Source organism: Micromonospora chokoriensis, from assembly GCF_000718555.1.
GTDB classification, from domain to species: domain Bacteria; phylum Actinomycetota; class Actinomycetes; order Mycobacteriales; family Micromonosporaceae; genus Micromonospora; species Micromonospora chokoriensis_B.
Genome location: NZ_JOAN01000007.1, coordinates 190,549 through 206,906, shown reverse-complemented (window position 1 = coordinate 206,906; position 16,358 = coordinate 190,549). Strand labels below are relative to the sequence as shown.

18 protein-coding genes are annotated in these 16,358 nt (G+C 70.2%); 5 read left to right on the top strand and 13 right to left on the bottom strand.

What is annotated here, in order from left to right; translation table 11 throughout:
• Positions 1-31: 31 nt before the first annotated feature.
• From IF46_RS0112305 to IF46_RS0112290, 4 genes are all read right to left on the bottom strand, one after another.
• Positions 32-307, bottom strand: a complete 276-nt coding sequence (locus IF46_RS0112305; protein ID WP_030488450.1) for a ubiquitin-like small modifier protein 1 — start codon at positions 305-307, stop codon at positions 32-34.
• Position 308: 1 nt separating this feature from the next.
• Positions 309-1,394, bottom strand: coding sequence for a WD40/YVTN/BNR-like repeat-containing protein (locus IF46_RS0112300; RefSeq protein ID WP_030488449.1), 1,086 nt, complete (start codon positions 1,392-1,394; stop codon positions 309-311).
• 109 nt (positions 1,395-1,503) lie between these two features.
• Positions 1,504-1,971 (bottom strand): NUDIX hydrolase, encoded by a 468-nt coding sequence (locus IF46_RS0112295; protein ID WP_030488448.1) that lies wholly within the window; start codon positions 1,969-1,971, stop codon positions 1,504-1,506.
• A 58-nt stretch (positions 1,972-2,029) separates the two neighbouring features.
• A complete protein-coding gene (locus IF46_RS0112290) occupies positions 2,030-2,656 on the bottom strand; it encodes a DNA-3-methyladenine glycosylase (protein ID WP_030488447.1) in 627 nt (208 codons plus the stop codon).
• Between the two features lie 90 nt (positions 2,657-2,746).
• Between IF46_RS0112290 and IF46_RS0112285 the strand changes: the two genes are divergently transcribed.
• Together IF46_RS0112285 and IF46_RS0112280 are read left to right on the top strand one after the other, a co-directional pair.
• Positions 2,747-3,172 carry a hypothetical protein gene (locus IF46_RS0112285; protein WP_036391869.1) on the top strand — a complete coding sequence of 142 codons (426 nt, stop codon included), beginning with the start codon at positions 2,747-2,749 and terminating at the stop codon, positions 3,170-3,172.
• Positions 3,173-3,373: 201 nt separating this feature from the next.
• A complete protein-coding gene (locus tag IF46_RS0112280; RefSeq protein WP_030488445.1) occupies positions 3,374-3,727 on the top strand; it encodes an MmcQ/YjbR family DNA-binding protein in 354 nt (117 codons plus the stop codon).
• A gap of 43 nt (positions 3,728-3,770) precedes the next feature.
• Here IF46_RS0112280 and argH read toward each other — a convergent pair whose 3' ends face one another.
• The 7 genes from argH to argC are packed head-to-tail and all read right to left on the bottom strand — an operon-like array spanning position 3,771 to position 11,062.
• Entirely contained in the window at positions 3,771-5,234 is a 1,464-nt protein-coding gene (gene argH / locus IF46_RS0112275) for an argininosuccinate lyase (RefSeq protein ID WP_030488444.1), read from the bottom strand.
• Entirely contained in the window at positions 5,234-5,773 is a 540-nt protein-coding gene (locus IF46_RS0112270) for an arginine repressor (protein ID WP_030488443.1), read from the bottom strand. The genes argH and IF46_RS0112270 overlap by 1 nt, the downstream gene beginning before the upstream one ends.
• Complete coding sequence (gene argF / locus IF46_RS0112265; RefSeq protein WP_030488442.1) at positions 5,770-6,708, bottom strand: ornithine carbamoyltransferase; 939 nt, start codon at positions 6,706-6,708, stop codon at positions 5,770-5,772. Before argF ends, IF46_RS0112270 begins: the two co-directional genes overlap by 4 nt.
• Positions 6,705-7,934, bottom strand: coding sequence for an acetylornithine transaminase (locus IF46_RS0112260; protein WP_030488441.1), 1,230 nt, complete (start codon positions 7,932-7,934; stop codon positions 6,705-6,707). Before IF46_RS0112260 ends, argF begins: the two co-directional genes overlap by 4 nt.
• Positions 7,931-8,836: an acetylglutamate kinase gene (argB, locus tag IF46_RS0112255; protein ID WP_030488440.1), complete on the bottom strand. Its 906-nt coding sequence runs from the start codon at positions 8,834-8,836 to the stop codon at positions 7,931-7,933. Before argB ends, IF46_RS0112260 begins: the two co-directional genes overlap by 4 nt.
• Positions 8,833-10,005, bottom strand: coding sequence for a bifunctional glutamate N-acetyltransferase/amino-acid acetyltransferase ArgJ (gene argJ / locus IF46_RS0112250; RefSeq protein WP_030488439.1), 1,173 nt, complete (start codon positions 10,003-10,005; stop codon positions 8,833-8,835). Before argJ ends, argB begins: the two co-directional genes overlap by 4 nt.
• 55 nt (positions 10,006-10,060) lie before the next feature.
• Entirely contained in the window at positions 10,061-11,062 is a 1,002-nt protein-coding gene (gene argC / locus IF46_RS0112245; RefSeq protein WP_030488438.1) for an N-acetyl-gamma-glutamyl-phosphate reductase, read from the bottom strand.
• A 524-nt stretch (positions 11,063-11,586) separates the two neighbouring features.
• Here argC and IF46_RS0112240 point away from each other — a divergent pair.
• Positions 11,587-12,696, top strand: coding sequence for a hypothetical protein (locus IF46_RS0112240; protein WP_030488437.1), 1,110 nt, complete (start codon positions 11,587-11,589; stop codon positions 12,694-12,696).
• Between the two features lie 112 nt (positions 12,697-12,808).
• Here IF46_RS0112240 and IF46_RS0112235 read toward each other — a convergent pair whose 3' ends face one another.
• A complete protein-coding gene (locus IF46_RS0112235; RefSeq protein WP_030488436.1) occupies positions 12,809-13,471 on the bottom strand; it encodes a pentapeptide repeat-containing protein in 663 nt (220 codons plus the stop codon).
• Between the two features lie 102 nt (positions 13,472-13,573).
• A complete protein-coding gene (locus IF46_RS0112230) occupies positions 13,574-13,855 on the bottom strand; it encodes a hypothetical protein (protein ID WP_030488435.1) in 282 nt (93 codons plus the stop codon).
• A gap of 212 nt (positions 13,856-14,067) precedes the next feature.
• On the opposite strand from IF46_RS0112230, the gene IF46_RS0112225 reads away from it, so the two are divergent.
• Positions 14,068-15,309 carry a helix-turn-helix transcriptional regulator gene (locus IF46_RS0112225; protein WP_198041424.1) on the top strand — a complete coding sequence of 414 codons (1,242 nt, stop codon included), beginning with the start codon at positions 14,068-14,070 and terminating at the stop codon, positions 15,307-15,309.
• Positions 15,310-15,319: 10 nt separating this feature from the next.
• Positions 15,320-16,030 (top strand): 5-formyltetrahydrofolate cyclo-ligase, encoded by a 711-nt coding sequence (locus IF46_RS0112220; protein ID WP_030488433.1) that lies wholly within the window; start codon positions 15,320-15,322, stop codon positions 16,028-16,030.
• Positions 16,031-16,358 lie beyond the last annotated feature (328 nt).

Here is a 16,358-nt window from a genome sequence, read left to right as displayed (position 1 = left end):
TCGGTCGGACAAACCACCGACGCCCGGTGGCTCAACCGCCCGCCACCGAGGGCAACACCTGCACCTCGGCACCGTCGCTGACCGGGGTGGCCAGACCGCCGGAGTGCCGGCAGTCTTCCCCGTCGACGAAGACGTTGACGTAGCGGCGCAACTCGCCACGCTCGTCGCGGATGCGCCGGGCCAGCCGGGGGTGCGCGACGGCCATCTCGTCGAGGACCGCCCGGAGCGTGCCGATGGCGGCGACGCTCAGTCGACTGGCACCGCCGGCCTCGCCCCGCAGCGGACCGGGCAGCAGCACGGTGACCACGTCACACCGTCGCAGCGCGGACGCAGAGCACGTCGGGCAGGTGTGCCGCGACCGACGACCAGGAATCACCCTCGTCGCGGCTGGCGAAGACCGAGCCGGAGCGGGTGCCGAAGTAGACCCCACCCGGGGTGGAGTCGTCGGCGCACATCGCGTCCCGCAGCACCGCCGGGTAGAACGGGCCCTCGGGCAGCCCCACCGACAGCGGCTCCCACTTGCCGCCCGCGTCGTCGGAACGGAACACCCGGCAGCGGTGGTCGGTGGGGAACCGCTCGCTGTCGGCCACCAACGGGAAGGTCCACACCATGCCGCCGCGGCCGGGATGGGCCACCATCGGGAAGCCGAAGTCGCTGGGCAGCCCGTCGGCGATCGAGGACCAGGTGCGGCCATCGTCGTCGGAGCGGTAGACGCCGTGGTGATTCTGCGCGTAGAGCCGCTCGGGGTTGCCGGCGTCCCGGGCGACCTTGTGCACGCACTGGCCGAACTCCGGCCACTCGTCGGGCATGAAGTAGGCGCGGATGCCGGTGTTGCCCGGCGCCCAGGTGGCCCCCGCATCCTCCGAGCGGTAGACGCCGCCGGTGGACATGGCGACCAGCAGTCGGGCCGGGTCACGCGGGTGCGGCAGCACGGTGTGCACGGCCTGACCACCGAAGCCGGCCTCCCACTGCGGACGGTGCGGGTGGTCCCAGAGGGAACGGACCAGCTCGAAGCTGCGGCCACCGTCGGTGGACTTGAACAGCGCCGAGGGCTCGGTGCCGGCCCAGATGACGTCCGGCTCGTCGGGACCGGCCGGCATCAACTGCCAGACCCGCCCCAGGGAGACACCCGTGTCCGCCGGGAACGCGACCGGCGCCTGGTCGGGCTCGTCCCAGGACGCGCCGAGATCGTCGCTGGTCGCGACGCTGGGGCCAAAGTGTGAGCTGGTCATGCCGGCGAGCAGCCGGGGGGTGGGGCGACGGGTGTCGACCGCGACCGCGTAGACACCGGTCATCGGGAAGTGCGGACCGGTGATCTCCCAACTGCGCCGGTCGTCGGTGCTGGTGGCGAGAAACAATCCCTTTGCTGTGCCGATCGCGAGCAGCGTTGCCATGACGTCCTCCGAACCGTCGGTGAGCAGGTGCGGTGATTATGGCCACACCCTCCGACAGATTCGGCGAGGCACACGCCGCCCCCTGCGCGGACATCGCCCTCGCGCGTTCTCAGTGCTCGACGAGGCCGCCGACCGGGACGGGGCCGACGTGGCCCGTCGGTGGAAGCGTCCGCGCCAGGGCGAGGCCGATGTCGACCACCGCCGATCGGCGCAGGCCCACCACGTCCGGCAGCGGAGTCCAGACCGACTCGGCGGTCTCGCCGTTCGGCTCGGGCCGGAGCGTGCCGCCGACGACGCGGACCCGGTAGAAGATGCCGACATTCTGGTGCTCGACACCCCGCAGCGCCTCGGCAGCGGGAATCACCCGCGAATCCACGCCCAGCAGGCGCTCGACGACCGCCTCGTAACCGGTCTCCTCGGCGACCTCCCGGATCACCGCGTCGAACGGATCCTCCGCGTGCTCGACCTTGCCACCCGGCAGGGTCCAGTGCCTCTCGCCGGTCGGCCGCACGCAGTGGGCGAGCAGCACCCGCTCGTCCTTCATACACACGGCGTACGCCGCCAGCCGGAAACTCACCCCGCACCTCCCGGCGGACCCTATCCCGACAATGGTGGAGACGGGGTCCTCGACCGGGTTAGCCCCCGGAGGCCCTCGCGGCCCGCCGGCGGGGAGTGTGCCGCCGGTAGCTGCTCACGGTGGCGTCGCCGGTGATCCAGAAGCGCCACGGAACGTCGTGCGCGGCGGCAACTCCGACTCGCGGCCCGGCGGAGATGGCCGATCTCTCAACCGGGCGGGTCGGCGGCGTCAACAACAGCGGCCCCGCGCCGTCGAGCAGGGACGTGCCGTTGGCCGACGCGGTGATCCCCAGCGCGACCACCAGCCGCGCGGGCCCGCGGGCGAGATCACGATCGGGCACCTGCTCCCCCCGACGCCTCCGGGCGATGTCCAGGCCGTCAACGACCTCGCCGGCGCGCAGCAGGACGGCGGACGCCTCCCCCTCGGGTCCGCACACGATGTTCAGACACCAGTGCACGCCGAACACGAAGTAGGTGTAGGCGTGCCCGGCCGGGCCGAACATCACCTGGGTACGGGGCGTGGGGCCCCGATGAGCATGCGAGGCCGGATCCTCCCCCGTGCCCGCGTACGCCTCGACCTCGGTCAGCCTGATCCGCACCCCACCGGCCGTGATCTCCCAGCCCAGCAGCCGCTGCGCCGTCTCGGCCACCTGACCGGCGGGCGCGTTCAGCCACGAGTAATCCACCGGTCCAGGAAACGTCAGGGAACGGGAATCGACAAGCTGTTTTATCAACGATCTGTTGACAACAACTCGTTGATGGTGTGTGCTCGGGGTATGACGACGGACGAGCCGTTCACCGCGCCGCACCCGGCCCAGGCCCGCGCACACCGCACCCACGAGGCGCTCCAGCGCATCAGCGAGCGGCACGCCGGCACCGGGCGCCAGCGGGGCCGCTGGGCCCACCCGTACGTGCTGGACCCGTGGGAGGCGGTGGCCCTGGTCACCGCGCTCGCCGCTGGCGGGGCCGAGCGCGAGCCCACGGAGGAGCCGATCGACGCCGCCGACCTCACCGCCGCGCTGACCCTGCTGCCACACGTCCGCGCCGAGCTGGACGCCCTGGAGGCCGGGCTGTTGACGCTGGCCCGCGACCGAGGGCTGACCTGGCAGGCGATCGCGTACGGGCTGGGGCTGGGCAGCGCGCAGGCGGCTCGGCAGCGCTACGAGCGGGTCGCCGCCCGCTCGTCCGAGCAGACCCACTGACGACCGCGCTCGTACCGGAAAGATCATGCGCGAACGTGGAAGTAGTGGCCTCAGCTCTGACGGAGGCCACTAGATCGTGGATCGAGCACGATCTTGCGGGGGCGAGGCAGGACGGGGCGATCCGGCGCGCGCCGGATCGGGCACGCCGCGCGTACGACGGCGGCTGGGCGGGCACACTGTGCGCACGACGAGGAGGTGCCCATGAAGCGCGCGGAGATGCTGGCGTACTGCCTGGCCAAGCCGGGAGCGTGGCTGGACCGGCCATGGGAGGGCGACGATGTGGTGAAGGTCGGCAGCCGGATCTTCGCATTCCTTGGAAGCGACGAGGGCAAGCCGACGGTCGGCATCAAGTGCGGGCAGACCCGGGAGGTGGCCGACGAGTGGCTGCACCGGTACCCCGCCGACGCCAGCGTGATGGCCTACATCGGCCGGTCCGGGTGGAACACGCTGCGCCTGAACGGCGGGATCGACGACGAGGAGCTGACCGAGGCGGTCGACTCGTCGTACGACATGGTGGTGGCCAAGCTCCCGAAGCGGGAGCGCCCGACGGCCTGAACCGCCGCGGCGCCGGCGGCGAGCGCCGACGCCACGGCGCACCTCAGCGCGGAACGACCCGTTCGGTGGCCCACTCCCGCCAGCCGGCCAGCCGGTCCGCGGCGGCGGCGAGCTGGTCTGCGACGGGGCCGGGGCCGGTGGAACCGGGGGTGGTCCGGGCCGCGAGAGCCGAACGGACCGAGAGCACATCGCGCACCGACGGGTCGAGGTGCTCGCTGACCATGGCCAGGTCCTCGTCGGAGACGTCCTCCAGCTCGCACTCCCGAGCGGCGCAGAGCGCCACCAGCCGGCCGGTGATCTCGTGCGCGTCGCGGAACGGCACGTGACGTCGGACCAGCCAGTCGGCGACCTCGGTGGCGAGGGAGAAGCCGACCGGGGCGGCGGCGACGAGGCGATCCACCCGGACCGTCATCGTGGAGATCATTCCCGCCAGGGCCGGGAGTAACAGCTCCAGGGTGTCGACCGCGTCGAAGGCCGGCTCCTTGTCCTCCTGCATGTCCCGGTCGTAGGTCATCGGCAGGCCCTTGAGCATGGTGAGCACGGTCATCAGGCCGCCGACCAGACGCCCGGACTTGCCCCGGGCCAGCTCGGCGATGTCCGCGTTCTTCTTCTGCGGCATGATCGACGAGCCGGTGGCGAACGAGTCGTCCAGCTCCACCCAGCCGAACTCGTGCGAGGTCCAGAGCACCACCTCCTCGCCGAGCCGGGACAGGTGCACCCCGATCAGGGCGGTGGTGAAGAGGAACTCGGCCACGAAGTCCCGGTCGGCGACGGCGTCCATCGAGTTGGCGAACGACGTACGGAAGCCCAACTCCTTGGCCACCGCCACCGGGTCCAGCGGGAGCCCGGAACCGGCCAGTGCGCCTGCGCCGAGCGGGCTGATCGCCGCCCGGTAATCCCAGTCGCGCAGCCGCTCCAGGTCGCGCAGCAGCGGCTGCACGTGAGCCAGCAGCCAGTGCCCGAAGGTGACCGGCTGGGCGTGCTGGAGGTGGGTCATGCCGGGCGCGGCGGTGTCGATGTGCCGTTCGGCCTGCTCGACCAGCGCCTCCGCCAGCTCAACCAGGCGGCTGGCCACGCCCCGGGCGTGGTCGCGCAGGTAGAGCCGCAGGTCGGTGGCGACCTGGTCGTTGCGGGACCGGCCGGCGCGCAGCTTGCCACCGAGGGTGCCGAGGCGCTCCAGCAGGCCACGCTCCAGCGCGGTGTGCACGTCCTCGTCGTCGATGGTGGGGCGGAACGCCCCGGAGGCGCAGGCGGCCTCCAGGTCGTCCAGCGCGGCCAGCATCCGACCCAGTTCCTCGGGATCGAGCAGGCCGGCACCGGCGAGGACCCGGGCGTGCGCCCGGGAACCGGCGAGGTCGTACGGGGCCAGGCGCCAGTCGAACTGCACACTCACCGACAGTCGGGCGAGCGCCTCGGCGGGGCCGCCCGCGAACCGACCACCCCAGAGGCTCGTCCGGTTGGTGGCGGCGCTGTTCTCGGTCAGGCTCTTGTCGTCCACGTCGCCCATCATTGCTCTGCTTGCCTTTCGCTCGCGACTGCGGGGTGCCCGTCGACGGTGTCTTCCCGGCGGGCCCAGCCGGCGAGCTTGTCTCCGAGGGCGGCCCCGCCGACGGCCTCACGGGCCACGACGAGGATGGTGTCGTCGCCGGCGATGGTGCCGACGATCTCGGGCAGTCCCGCTCGGTCCAACGCGCTGGCCAGGTACTGGGCTGCGCCCGGCGGTGTCCGCAGCACCGCGATGTTGCCGCTGGAGTCGACCCCGTTGAGCAGTTCGCGCAGCAGTCGCACCAGCCGGGCCGGCGCGGCCTCGGCGTCGCGCAACGGTCGCTGGCCGTCCTCGGGGATCAGGTAGACGGCCGGGCCGTCACCGCCGCGCACCTTGACCGCGCCCAACTCTTCCAGGTCCCGGGAGAGGGTGGCCTGGGTGACGGCGACACTGTCGGCGGCGAGCAGATCGGCCAGCTCGGTCTGCGACCGGATCGCCTTGTCGCGGATCAGCTCCACGATCCGGGCGTGCCGGGCCGCACGAGTCAACGGCGCGGTCATTGCAGCTCCCCGGTGGTGGCGTCAAGCAGGAACATCAACAGCGCCTTCTGTACGTGCAGTCGGTTCTCCGCCTGGTCGAAGACCGCGCTCTGCGGGCCGTCGAGCACCTCGTCGGTGATCTCCTCGCCGCGGTGTGCGGGCAGGCAGTGCAGCACGATGGCGTCCGGTGCGGCCTGGCCGAGCAACTCCTTGTTGACCTGGTACGGCAGGAACGGGGTGATCCGGTCCAACCCGTCGGACTCCTGCCCCATCGACGTCCAGGTGTCGGTCGCCACCACGTCGGCGTCGCGTACCGCCTGGGCCGGGTCGGTCAGCACCCGCACCGACCCGCCGGTCTCCGCGGCGATCTGGGCCGCCCGGGCCACCACGGCCTCGTCAGGCGCGAAACCCGCCGGGCCGGCGATCCGGACGTGCATCCCGGCCGTCGCCCCGGCCAGCAGGTACGACTGCGCCATGTTGTTCGCGCCGTCCCCCACGTACGCCAGGGTGCGGCCGGCCGTGCCGCCACACCGCTCCCGGATGGTGAGCAGGTCGGCCAGCAGCTGGCACGGGTGGAAGCCGTCGGTGAGCGCATTGATCACGGGCACACTGGCGCCCGCCGCCACCTCGGCGATCCGCTCGTCGCCGTGGGTTCGCAGCACGATGGCCGCGACGTAGCGGGACAGCACGCGCCCCGCGTCCGCCAGGGACTCACCCCGGCCGAAGTGGGTGACCTGCGTGTCCACGACGAGGGGGTGCCCGCCCAACTCGGCGATCCCGGCGTCGAACGAGATCCTGGTGCGCAGGCTCTGCTTGTCGAAGAGGACCGCCACCGAGCGGGGGCCGACCAGCGGCCGGTGGCCGAACCGGTCCGCCTTCATCCGGGCGGCCAGGTCGAGGACCGCCGACTGTTCGGCGGGCGAAAGGTCGTCGTCGCGCAGGAAGTGCCGAGTCATCGAGTCGTCCCCGTCGTGGTGGTCAGGGTGGTTGGGGCGATCCCCGCGCCGGCGGCGGCCGGGGCGGTCGCGTCCAGTGCGGCGGGCAGCGCCGCGAGGAAGGTGTCCGCCTGGGCGGCGGTGAGGATCAGCGGCGGAGCCAGCCGGACCACCCCCGGCTGCACCGGGTTGACCAGGAAGCCGGCTTCCCGCAGCGCGTCGGCCAGCACCGACGCCACCGGCGCGGTGAGCGCCACGCCGAGCAGCAGACCGGCACCGCGTACGCCGGCGATCAGCGGGTGACCCAACGCCTCGATGCCGTGACGCAGCCGCTCACCGACCCGCTTGACGTTGTCGAGCAGGCCCTCGTTGGCGATGGTCGCCACCACGGCGAGCGCCGCCGCGCAGCTGATCGGGTTGCCGCCGAAGGTGGTGCCGTGCGAGCCGGGGGTGAGCAGGTCAGCGGCGGGGCCGAAGGCCAGCGTGGCGCCGATGGGCAGCCCGCCACCGAGGCCCTTGGCGAGGGTGACCACGTCCGGCTCCACGCCCTCGGCCTGGTGCGCGAACCAGTGCCCGGTGCGCCCGATGCCGGTCTGCACCTCGTCGAGGACCAGCAGCGCGCCGTGCCGGGCGGTGATCCGCCGGGCCGCGGCGAGATAGCCGGCCGGCGGGACGAGCACGCCGTTCTCACCCTGGATGGGTTCCAGGATCACCATGGCGGTGGCGTCGGAGACCGCCGCTTCCAGGGCGGCCAGGTCGCCGTAGTCGACGTGGGTCACCTCGCCGGGCAGCGGCCGGAACGGATCGGCCTTGGCCGGTTGGCCGGTCAGCGCGAGGGCGCCCATGGTGCGGCCGTGGAAGCCGCCCCGGGTGGCCACCACGTGGGTGCGGCCGGTACGCCGGGAGAGCTTGAACGCGGCCTCGTTCGCCTCCGCGCCGGAGTTGGCGAAGAACACCCGACCGGGTCGACCGGCGAGCGCCAACAGCAGCTCGGCCAGGGCGACCGGCGGCTCGGCCACATAGAGGTTGGAGACGTGCCCGAGGGTCGCGACCTGCTTCGACACCGCCGCCACCACGGCCGGGTGGGCGTGACCGAGGGCGTTGACAGCGATGCCACCCACCAGGTCGAGGTATTCCCGGCCGGCGTCGTCGACCACGACGGCACCGGCGCCGGAGACCAACGCCAGCGGCGGCGTGCCGTAGTTGTCCATCATGGACTGCTGCCAACGCTGCGCCAACGTGCTCATGTCGCGACCGTCCCGTCTCCCGGCACCACCATCGTTCCGAACCCTTCCGAGGTGAACACCTCGAGCAACGTGGAGTGCGCCACCCGACCGTCGACGACGTGCGCGGCGGGTACTCCCCCACGCACCGCCCGCAGGCAGGCCTCCATCTTCGGCACCATCCCCGACTCGAGGCCGGGCAGCAGCTTGGCCAGGTCGTCCGCGGTGATCTCGGAGACCAGGCTTGTGGTGTCCGGCCAGTCCGCGTACAGGCCGGCCACGTCGGTGAGCACGACCAGCTTGCGCGCCTGCAACGCGATGGCCAGCGCCGCGGCGGCGGTGTCCGCGTTGAGGTTGTGCAGCACCCCCTCCGCGTCCGGGGCCACCGTGGAGATCACCGGAATCCGACCGGCCTCGATCAGGTCGGTCACCGCGGACACGTCGACCGACTCGACGTCCCCGACCTGACCGACGTCGACCGGCAGCCCGTCCACGTACGCCGGGCGGCGCACCGCGGTGAACAGCCGGGCGTCCTCGCCGGAGAGGCCCACGGCGTACGGACCATGCGAGTTGATCAGCCCGACCAGCTCCCGGCCCACCTGCCCGACCAGCACCATCCGGACCACGTCCATCGCCTCGGCGGTGGTCACCCGCAGGCCACCCCGGAACTCGCTGGCGATGCCGAGGCGACCCAGCATGGCGGAGATCTGCGGACCACCGCCATGCACCACCACGGGCTTCAGGCCGGCGTAGCGCAGGAAGACCATGTCGGCCGCGAACGCCCGCTGCAACTCGGGGTCGGTCATGGCGTTGCCGCCGTACTTGACCACGACCGTCGAACCGGAGAAACGAGCCAGCCAGGGCAGCGCCTCGATCAGCGTCTCCGCCTTGACCTGGGCACGCGAAAGATCGGAGCTGAGACTCATGACGAGTAGGCCGAGTTCTCGTGGACGTACGCGTGCGACAGATCGTTGGTCCAGATCGTCGCGGCCGACGTGCCCGCGTGCAGGTCGATCCGGATGGTCACGTCCCGCCCGGTCAGGTCGACCTTCGAGCGGTCCTCGGCGGCGGCACCGCCCCGGCACACCCACACCCCGTTGACCGCCACGTCCACCTCGTCCGGGTCGAACGCCGCGGCCGTCGTGCCGACGGCGGCGAGGATCCGACCCCAGTTGGGGTCGTTGCCGAACAGCGCCGTCTTGACCAGGTTGTTGCGGGCCACCGTACGGCCCACCTCGACCGCCTCGTCCTCGTCCGCCGCGCCGACCACGTCGATGGCGATCTGCTTCGTGGCGCCCTCGGCGTCGGCCACCAACTGCTGGGCCAGGTCGTGACAGGCCGCGGTAACGGCGGCGGCCAACTCGGCCGGCGTCGGCTCGATGCCGCTCGCGCCGCTGGCCAGCAACAGCACGGTGTCGTTTGTGGACATGCAGCCGTCGGAGTCGACTCGGTCGAAGCTGACCCGGGTCGCCGCCCGCAACGCCTCGTCAAGCATCTCCGGCCCGGCCACCGCGTCGGTGGTCAACACGCAGAGCATGGTCGCCATCCCCGGCGCGAGCATTCCGGCGCCCTTGGCCATGCCGCCGACCGTCCAACCGCTGCCCCGGGCCACCGTGGTCTTCGGCCGGGTGTCCGTGGTCATGATCGCCTCGGCGGCGGCCAGACCGCCGTCGCGGGACAGCCCTTTGATCGCCGAGCGGACGCCGGGCAGCAGCTTCGGCATCGGCAGCCGCTCACCGATCAGCCCGGTGGAGCAGACCGCGACCTCACCGGCACCGAGGATCAGCCGTGGGCTGACCGAGGTCAGCGTGGCGGCGGTGTGCTCGGCGGTGGCGTGGGTGTCCTGGAAGCCAGCCGGGCCGGTGCAGGCGTTGGCGCCACCGGAGTTGAGCACCACGGCACGGACCACACCGCCCTGCACGACCTGCTGGGTCCAGAGCACCGGCGCGGCCTTGACCCGGTTGGTGGTGAAGACACCGGCCACACCGGCGTCGGGGCCGTCGTTGACCACCAGGGCGACGTCCGCGTTGCCGCTGGCCTTGAGGCCGGCGGCCACTCCGGCCGCCCGGAACCCCCGGGGGGTGGTGACGCTCACGACGCCTGCCTTTCGTTCGCGACTGCGGGGCTCCGCTGCGCTGCACTCCTCGCGCTCACGGGGTGACTCCCCAGGTCGACAGGCCCGTCGTCTCCGGCAGGCCGAGCATCAGGTTGGCGTTCTGCACGGCCTGACCGGCAGCGCCCTTGCCCAGGTTGTCCAACGCGCTGAGCACGATCAGACGACCCGAGTCGACGTCGACGGTGGCCTGCAGGTGACACGAGTTGGAGCCCAGCGTGGCGGCGGTGTGCGGCCAGCGGCCCTCCGGCAGCACGTGCACGAACGGCGCGTCCGCGTACGCCCGCGCAAGCACTTCCTGCGGGTCGACGCCGCGCGCCGGCACCGCGGTGACCGTGGCCAGGATGCCGCGCGGCATCGGCGCCAGCACCGGCGTGAACGACAGGCCGGTCGCGCCGGTGGCCTGCTTGATCTCCGGTACGTGCTGGTGGGTGCCCACCCGATACGGCGACAGGTCGCCCAGCACCTCGCTGGCCAGCAGGTGCGGCTTGGCCGCCCGGCCGGCGCCGGAGGTGCCGGAGGCGGCGACCACCACCACGTCAGCGGGGTTGGCCGCGCCGGCGGCGATCAGCGGCGCGAGCGCCAGGGTGATCGCGGCGGCGTAGCAGCCGGTGTTCGCCACCCGGGTGGAGCCGGCGATCAACTCCCGCTGGCCGGGCAGCTCGGGCAGACCGTAGGTCCACGACCCGGCGTGCGTGCCGCCGTAGTACTGCGCCCAGGCGTACGGGTCGGTAAGCCGGTGGTCGGCGCCCAGGTCGACGATGCGCACCTCGGCCGGGAGCTGCGCCGCGAGGGCCGCCGACTCACCGTGCGGCAGGGCCAGGAAGACCAGGTCCGCGTCGGCCAGGGCCGTCGGGTTGGTCTCGCCGAGCACCAGGTCGAGCCCGGTGAGCTGCGGGTGCACCACGTCGACGCGATGCCCGGCCTGGCTGTGCGCGGTGGCGGCGACCAGGTCGAGCTCCGGGTGCCCGGCGATCAGGCGCAGCAGCTCACCCCCGGCGTACCCACTCGCTCCGGCGACCGCGACTCGGATCCCCATACCCACCTCCGCATGACTATGCAGCGAAGATTAACAAGGACGACTCACGAGTGCAAGTTCATGCAGCGCAGTGCATGGTAATTAATAGATCGACTGCGTGGTGTTGTGTCCCCAATCCCGACGGTTTGACCTTCGGCAGGAGAGGAAGAGGGGGTCGGTGCTGCTGGCGTTGTCGGTCACCACAGCACCGCCGGAGCGGGAAGGGCCAGTGCGAGGCGTCCCGGCGCCGACCCTGCCGTGCTCGCATTGGCCGATGTCATCCGGACCCTGGTCGCTGAACGAACCCGTCCGACCGGCCGCAGCATTATCGGACGCGGAGCCCAGCATCCCTGGCTCTTCCCAGAAGGGCATGCGGGGTGCCACATCAGTGCCGCCCGCACGGGCATCCGACTGACCGATCTCGGCTTCTTCACCCACGCTGGCCGCGCCACGCAGCGACATCTAGACGACGCAGCAAATGACCACGACACTTCGAGTTCGCCAGCGGCAACCTCACCGAACACCGAGCCGATAGGCTCCCCGCCGTGCCGCTTGCCCCGCACGACATCCTGACCGAGCAGGCCGCGATACGCCTCGCCGGCGACGACACCGTCGTCTGCGAGACAGACGGCGCGTCCATCTTTCTCGGCAACGACGCCATGGTGATCATCGCCGAGCGGGGAAACGGTCTGGATGTCAGCGGCGTATGGAACAGTCGACGGTTCCATCTGCACGGGCCACTCGTCGAGGCAGTCGGAGTCCGGCTGTTCGGACACCCGCCAACCTCGCCGCAATGGAGCTGGGCGGGACGACGCGACGTCCGGCCAATCCACCTGCTGACCCGCCTTCCCGCGGGCTGCCTCTACCTCGGGCTCGGCAAGCACGAACAGAGCCACCACAGCAACGGGGTCATGATCAGTGCCGAGCTGACAATCACCCCAGAATTGACCGGCGACCTCTTGGACCGCGTCCGGCCGCCGACCGAACCCGACACTTTGCCTGACCAGACCTGGCTCGCCAACATCCAGGCCAGCCCGACCACTGCACTCAAGCAATTCGTCGAAGGCTGGGTCCCCGAAACCGACGAGGACCTCGGCGAGTTCTCCTCGAGTGGCTGGACTCTGCCCGAACCACTGACCGCCTTCTACCGGCTGGCCCGGCGTCGGCCAGCCCTCCTCGGCCAGCAAAACTTCCTGAGACGCCCGGAGAAGTGGGAGCTGGCACACGATGGCCTCATCGAATTCGGACACGAAAACCAGGGAGGCTTCATCTGGCTCTTCGACCCTTCGGACGCCGACCCCGTGGTGTGGATCGACCAAGACGACTACGGGCTGCGACCTGAGCACGAGCGGATGAGCGGCTTCCTTCTCAAGTTCGCCGTATACGAGACGATGATGAACGCCCATTACAAGGCCCTGAGCAACGAGCTCGAAGCCGAGCACGTTGAGACAGTCACCGCAAGATTGACACCGCTGCCGTGGAAGCCATGGCGCTGGCCGAATGACTCGACGCGCTTCTTCGTTGCGCCCGGCATGATCGCCGAAGTGACCGACTCCGGGAACGGGAAGATCTCGATGTGGATCGGCGCGTCGCACCGTAGCGTGCTACGCCCACTGCGTGATCTCGAGATCCCGTGGACGGGGTTCGACGGCTGAGCCAGCATCACGATGGCCGCCAATTGACCCTGGCATTCCGCACGTTCTGATTTCCGAACCCGCCAGTATCCGGGCTGCCAGTGGGTTCGGCGAGCACGATGCCTCCTCGGCTTCAGTCGGTGCGTACGGTGAGCTTGAGGGCGGCCACGGTCAGCTGAGTGAGGTCAGGAAGCTGGTCCTCGCCGAGGGTCACGCCGCGCAGGTTGTCCAGCGGCGTCTTGATTCCCTGGAGCCGGCTGCCGCGCAGGTCGGTGCCGTCGAGGTGGCAGGAGTCCAATTCCAGTCCGGCGAGGTCACATGACCGCAGCGCGATGCGAGGTAGTCGACAGGAGGACCACGCGCCGTTGGTGAAGGTGCAGTCGGTGAAGGCGACCGAGCCGGCGGCGGTAACGCGTTGGAAGGTGGCGTAGTCGAAGCGGCAGCCGTCGAACAGGACGTCCTTGAGGCGTACGTCGTTGAGTCTGGTGCCGGTGAACCGGGAGCCGGTGATGGCGCAGCGTTCGATGGTCATGCCGGTCAGGGTCGCGCCGGAGAAGTCGGTGCGGGTGATCTCGCAGCCGTAGAGGCTGCCGGCCTCCCAGGTGCTCTCGCTCAGGTCCACGCCGGTGATCAGACTGCTGCGGATGCGGTGATCCTCCAGCGGCACACCGCGCCACGACACGCCCTCGACGAAAGCCTCCGTGAGGCCATCAGCCAGGTCGGTCACGCGGTCGAGGCCCGCCGGGTCGAGGTCCGGTAGCAGGATCTTCACATCGCCGACTGTCGTGGTACGCACGTGTCCTCAACCTCTCATGGAGGGAAAGGGCTCGCCACCGCGCGTCGGTACAAGGGGGTGCGACGTCGCCGCTCCCGCCGGCAATGTCGAGCGGGAAGCCTCTCACGCTTCTGACTCCTCGGGCCGCGGAGAGTCGATCTCTGTGATCCGGTAGGAGCGGGTGTGTCGGGCGGGCCAGCCAAGGAACCGATCGAACATGTCACTGGCGCAACCCGTGGTGGTGGGGTTGAGCTTGTGCAGGTCGTCGATGGCGTCATGGAGCAGACTGGCCAGGTAGAGGAACAGGCTGACCGGGTTGCCGTCGTACTCGGTGACGAGCGCGAGCTTCGCCCGCCCACAGGGCCAGGGTTGGCCGCAGGCACGGCAGAGCCAGATCGGGCGCAGCGGGGTGTGTTCTCTGGGTTTGGAGTCGAGGCGCTGGGCTTGCGTAAGGCGCGCGGTCTCTCCGTGGGTCTGGGCGGCAGAAGACGCTCCGGTGGCATCAAGCCGGTCCCGCTCCTGATCGCTCACTTCTTTCCCCACTCACCCGTTTCGGCCATGCGTCTACACAAGCCCCGGCGGTCGCTGGTGCCCAGCGCGGCAACGACGCAGAACTGATGCATCCCCATTGCGCGACAGGGTGTGAGCTGGATGAATGGACAGTGACGGATGGCGGCGATGGGAGTCGGTACGTGGCGGATAGGCGTCGGCACCGGCTCGCCCAACGCCGCAAGACGATCGGCCTGAGCCAGGAACGCCTCGCCGAAGCCCTCGGCGTCGATCGCTCCACCATCGTGCGGTGGGAACGGGCGGAGACTGACCCGCAGCCCTGGCACCGGCCGCGTCCCGCTGCGGCCCTCAAGCTATCGATCGAGGAACTGGCCGACCTCCTGGCCGACGTCGGCCAGGCACCGTCGCCGCCCGACCAGCGTCTCGGCTACGTGCTGCGCAACCCCGGCCGCGTCGACCTGATCGCCGTGGCGCACCTGAGGGAGCGCGTACGGCGCCTCGACGAGCGCTACGACCAGACGCCCTCGACGCTCCTAATCGCCGAGGCCGGACAACTTCACGGTCAGGCAGTCTTCCTTCGCCAGCACGCCAGCAACGGGCCGGTCCAGCGCGAACTGGCGGCAGCAGTCGCCGAGTCCGCGACGTTGATGGGTCAGCTCGTCTGGGACGCCTCGCAGCGACGCGACCATGTCGCCAGCGCCGCCTACTTCGACCAAGCGATCAGCGCAGCCCAGGAAACGCGAGACCCAGTCACCGAGGCCAACGCTTTGCTCCGCAAGAGCTACCTCGCCCTCTACGGCACCAAGCAACCCAACGCCGGTCTTGTCCTGACGACCCGCGCCGCCGCCGTCAGCCACAGCGACAGTCACGTCATCGCCGGCCTCGCCCAGCTGCATCGGGCCGAGGCACATGCGATGCTCGGCCAGGCCGGGGACTGCTCCAACGCTCTCGGTATCGCTGAAGCTCACTTCGCCGCCGTCGACGCCAGAGACCCCGCCACCGACATCTTCTGCCCCAGCCACTACACGAGGCTCGCGGGCTCCTGCTGGCTCTCGCTCAACAAGCCAGACCAAGCCGTGCCAGCGTTAGAGAATGCCCGACAACTGATCGCCGCACGCCGCAAATCCACCACTGTCATCCTCGGCAATCTCGCCCTCGCCAGCATCCTGCAACGCGACGTCGACGCCGCAACGTCCTACCTGCATCAGGCCATCGACGTCATCGAGCGGACACGTGCCGGCGGCGGACTCAACCTCGCCTTCGCCGCCGCCCGGCAGCTACGCCCCTGGCGCAACGAGCCCTCGGTTCAAGACGTGAACGACCGACTCCTCACCCTCATGAGCCCGTAGGAGCACCCACGTGACCAACATCGACCGCGCCAAACACGCCGTTCGGCAACACGTATGGGACCTCCTCGAACGTCAAGGTGCCGTCCCACCCGGCGTACAGGGTCACATCCCTGACTTCGTCGGCAAGGAAGAAGCCGCAGCCCACCTCGCGGTGCTGGACGTCTGGAAGAACGCCCGAGTGATCAAGTGCAACCCGGACCGGGCACAGCTTCCCGTCCGGGTACGAGCCCTGCAGGAAGGCAAGCTGCTCTACATGGCGGTACCGAGACTCGCTACCCCCAAGCCCTTCTATCTGCTTGACCCCGCCAGCCTCACCGCACCAATCGAGACCGCAGTTACAAGTAGCGGTGCGCCGCAGGTCGCTCCCACGGTGGGGCCCGCCGAGATGCGTCCGGTGGACCTCATCGTCTGTGGCAGCGTCGCTGTCAGCCGCGCAAGCGGCGTAAGGGTCGGCAAGGGCGCCGGCTACTCCGACCTGGAGATCGCCCTCCTCACCGAGGCCGGCCTCGTCACCACCGAGACCACCATCGCCACCACGATCCACCAGACCCAACTCCTCGATGAGGTACTGCCCGACGCCGACCATGATTTCAGCGTCGACTTCGCGATCACGCCGAACGAGGTGGTTGCTTGCCGACCCGAGCGGGGACGCCCGTCCGGCATCATCGGATCAAACCTCCGCCAAGATCAGCTCGACAGTATCCCCATACTGCGCGCCTGAAGGACGGCAGGGCACCTGGCTCGGGCGGCTAAAGCTCCTCAGTCACGGTTCAACCACCGGTGCCATGAAACTGGGAACGGGCGTCGATGCGGCGTCACTTGTCCAGGGTCACCCGAACACATTCCAACCAGTCCGTCCATGCGGCTGGATCAGTAGGGTTCCCATCCGCCTCGAGGGAGATATCGCCCAACAGCGTAAGGAGATCATCCCCCGCTCGATTTGCGAATTGCCAGATGAACCTTGACATCGCCTCAAATGCCTCACGCTCATCCATTGAGTAGCTACCCACGATAAATCGCCCTCCAATCCACCGTTATTAAGGCTCTGG

Bases quoted from the DNA above. Each gene is read 5' to 3' on its own strand.
- argF (WP_030488442.1), bottom strand. From the start codon at position 6,708: ATGACTCGGCACTTCCTGCGCGACGACGACCTTTCGCCCGCCGAACAG.
- IF46_RS0112260 (WP_030488441.1), bottom strand. From the start codon at position 7,934: ATGAGCACGTTGGCGCAGCGTTGGCAGCAGTCCATGATGGACAACTAC.
- IF46_RS0112300 (WP_030488449.1), bottom strand. From the start codon at position 1,394: ATGGCAACGCTGCTCGCGATCGGCACAGCAAAGGGATTGTTTCTCGCC.
- IF46_RS0112280 (WP_030488445.1), top strand. From the start codon at position 3,374: ATGAAGCGCGCGGAGATGCTGGCGTACTGCCTGGCCAAGCCGGGAGCG.
- argB (WP_030488440.1), bottom strand. From the start codon at position 8,836: ATGAGTCTCAGCTCCGATCTTTCGCGTGCCCAGGTCAAGGCGGAGACG.
- IF46_RS0112285 (WP_036391869.1), top strand. From the start codon at position 2,747: ATGACGACGGACGAGCCGTTCACCGCGCCGCACCCGGCCCAGGCCCGC.
- IF46_RS0112270 (WP_030488443.1), bottom strand. From the start codon at position 5,773: ATGACCGCGCCGTTGACTCGTGCGGCCCGGCACGCCCGGATCGTGGAG.
- argC (WP_030488438.1), bottom strand. From the start codon at position 11,062: ATGGGGATCCGAGTCGCGGTCGCCGGAGCGAGTGGGTACGCCGGGGGT.
- argH (WP_030488444.1), bottom strand. From the start codon at position 5,234: ATGGGCGACGTGGACGACAAGAGCCTGACCGAGAACAGCGCCGCCACC.
- IF46_RS0112225 (WP_198041424.1), top strand. From the start codon at position 14,068: ATGCATCCCCATTGCGCGACAGGGTGTGAGCTGGATGAATGGACAGTG.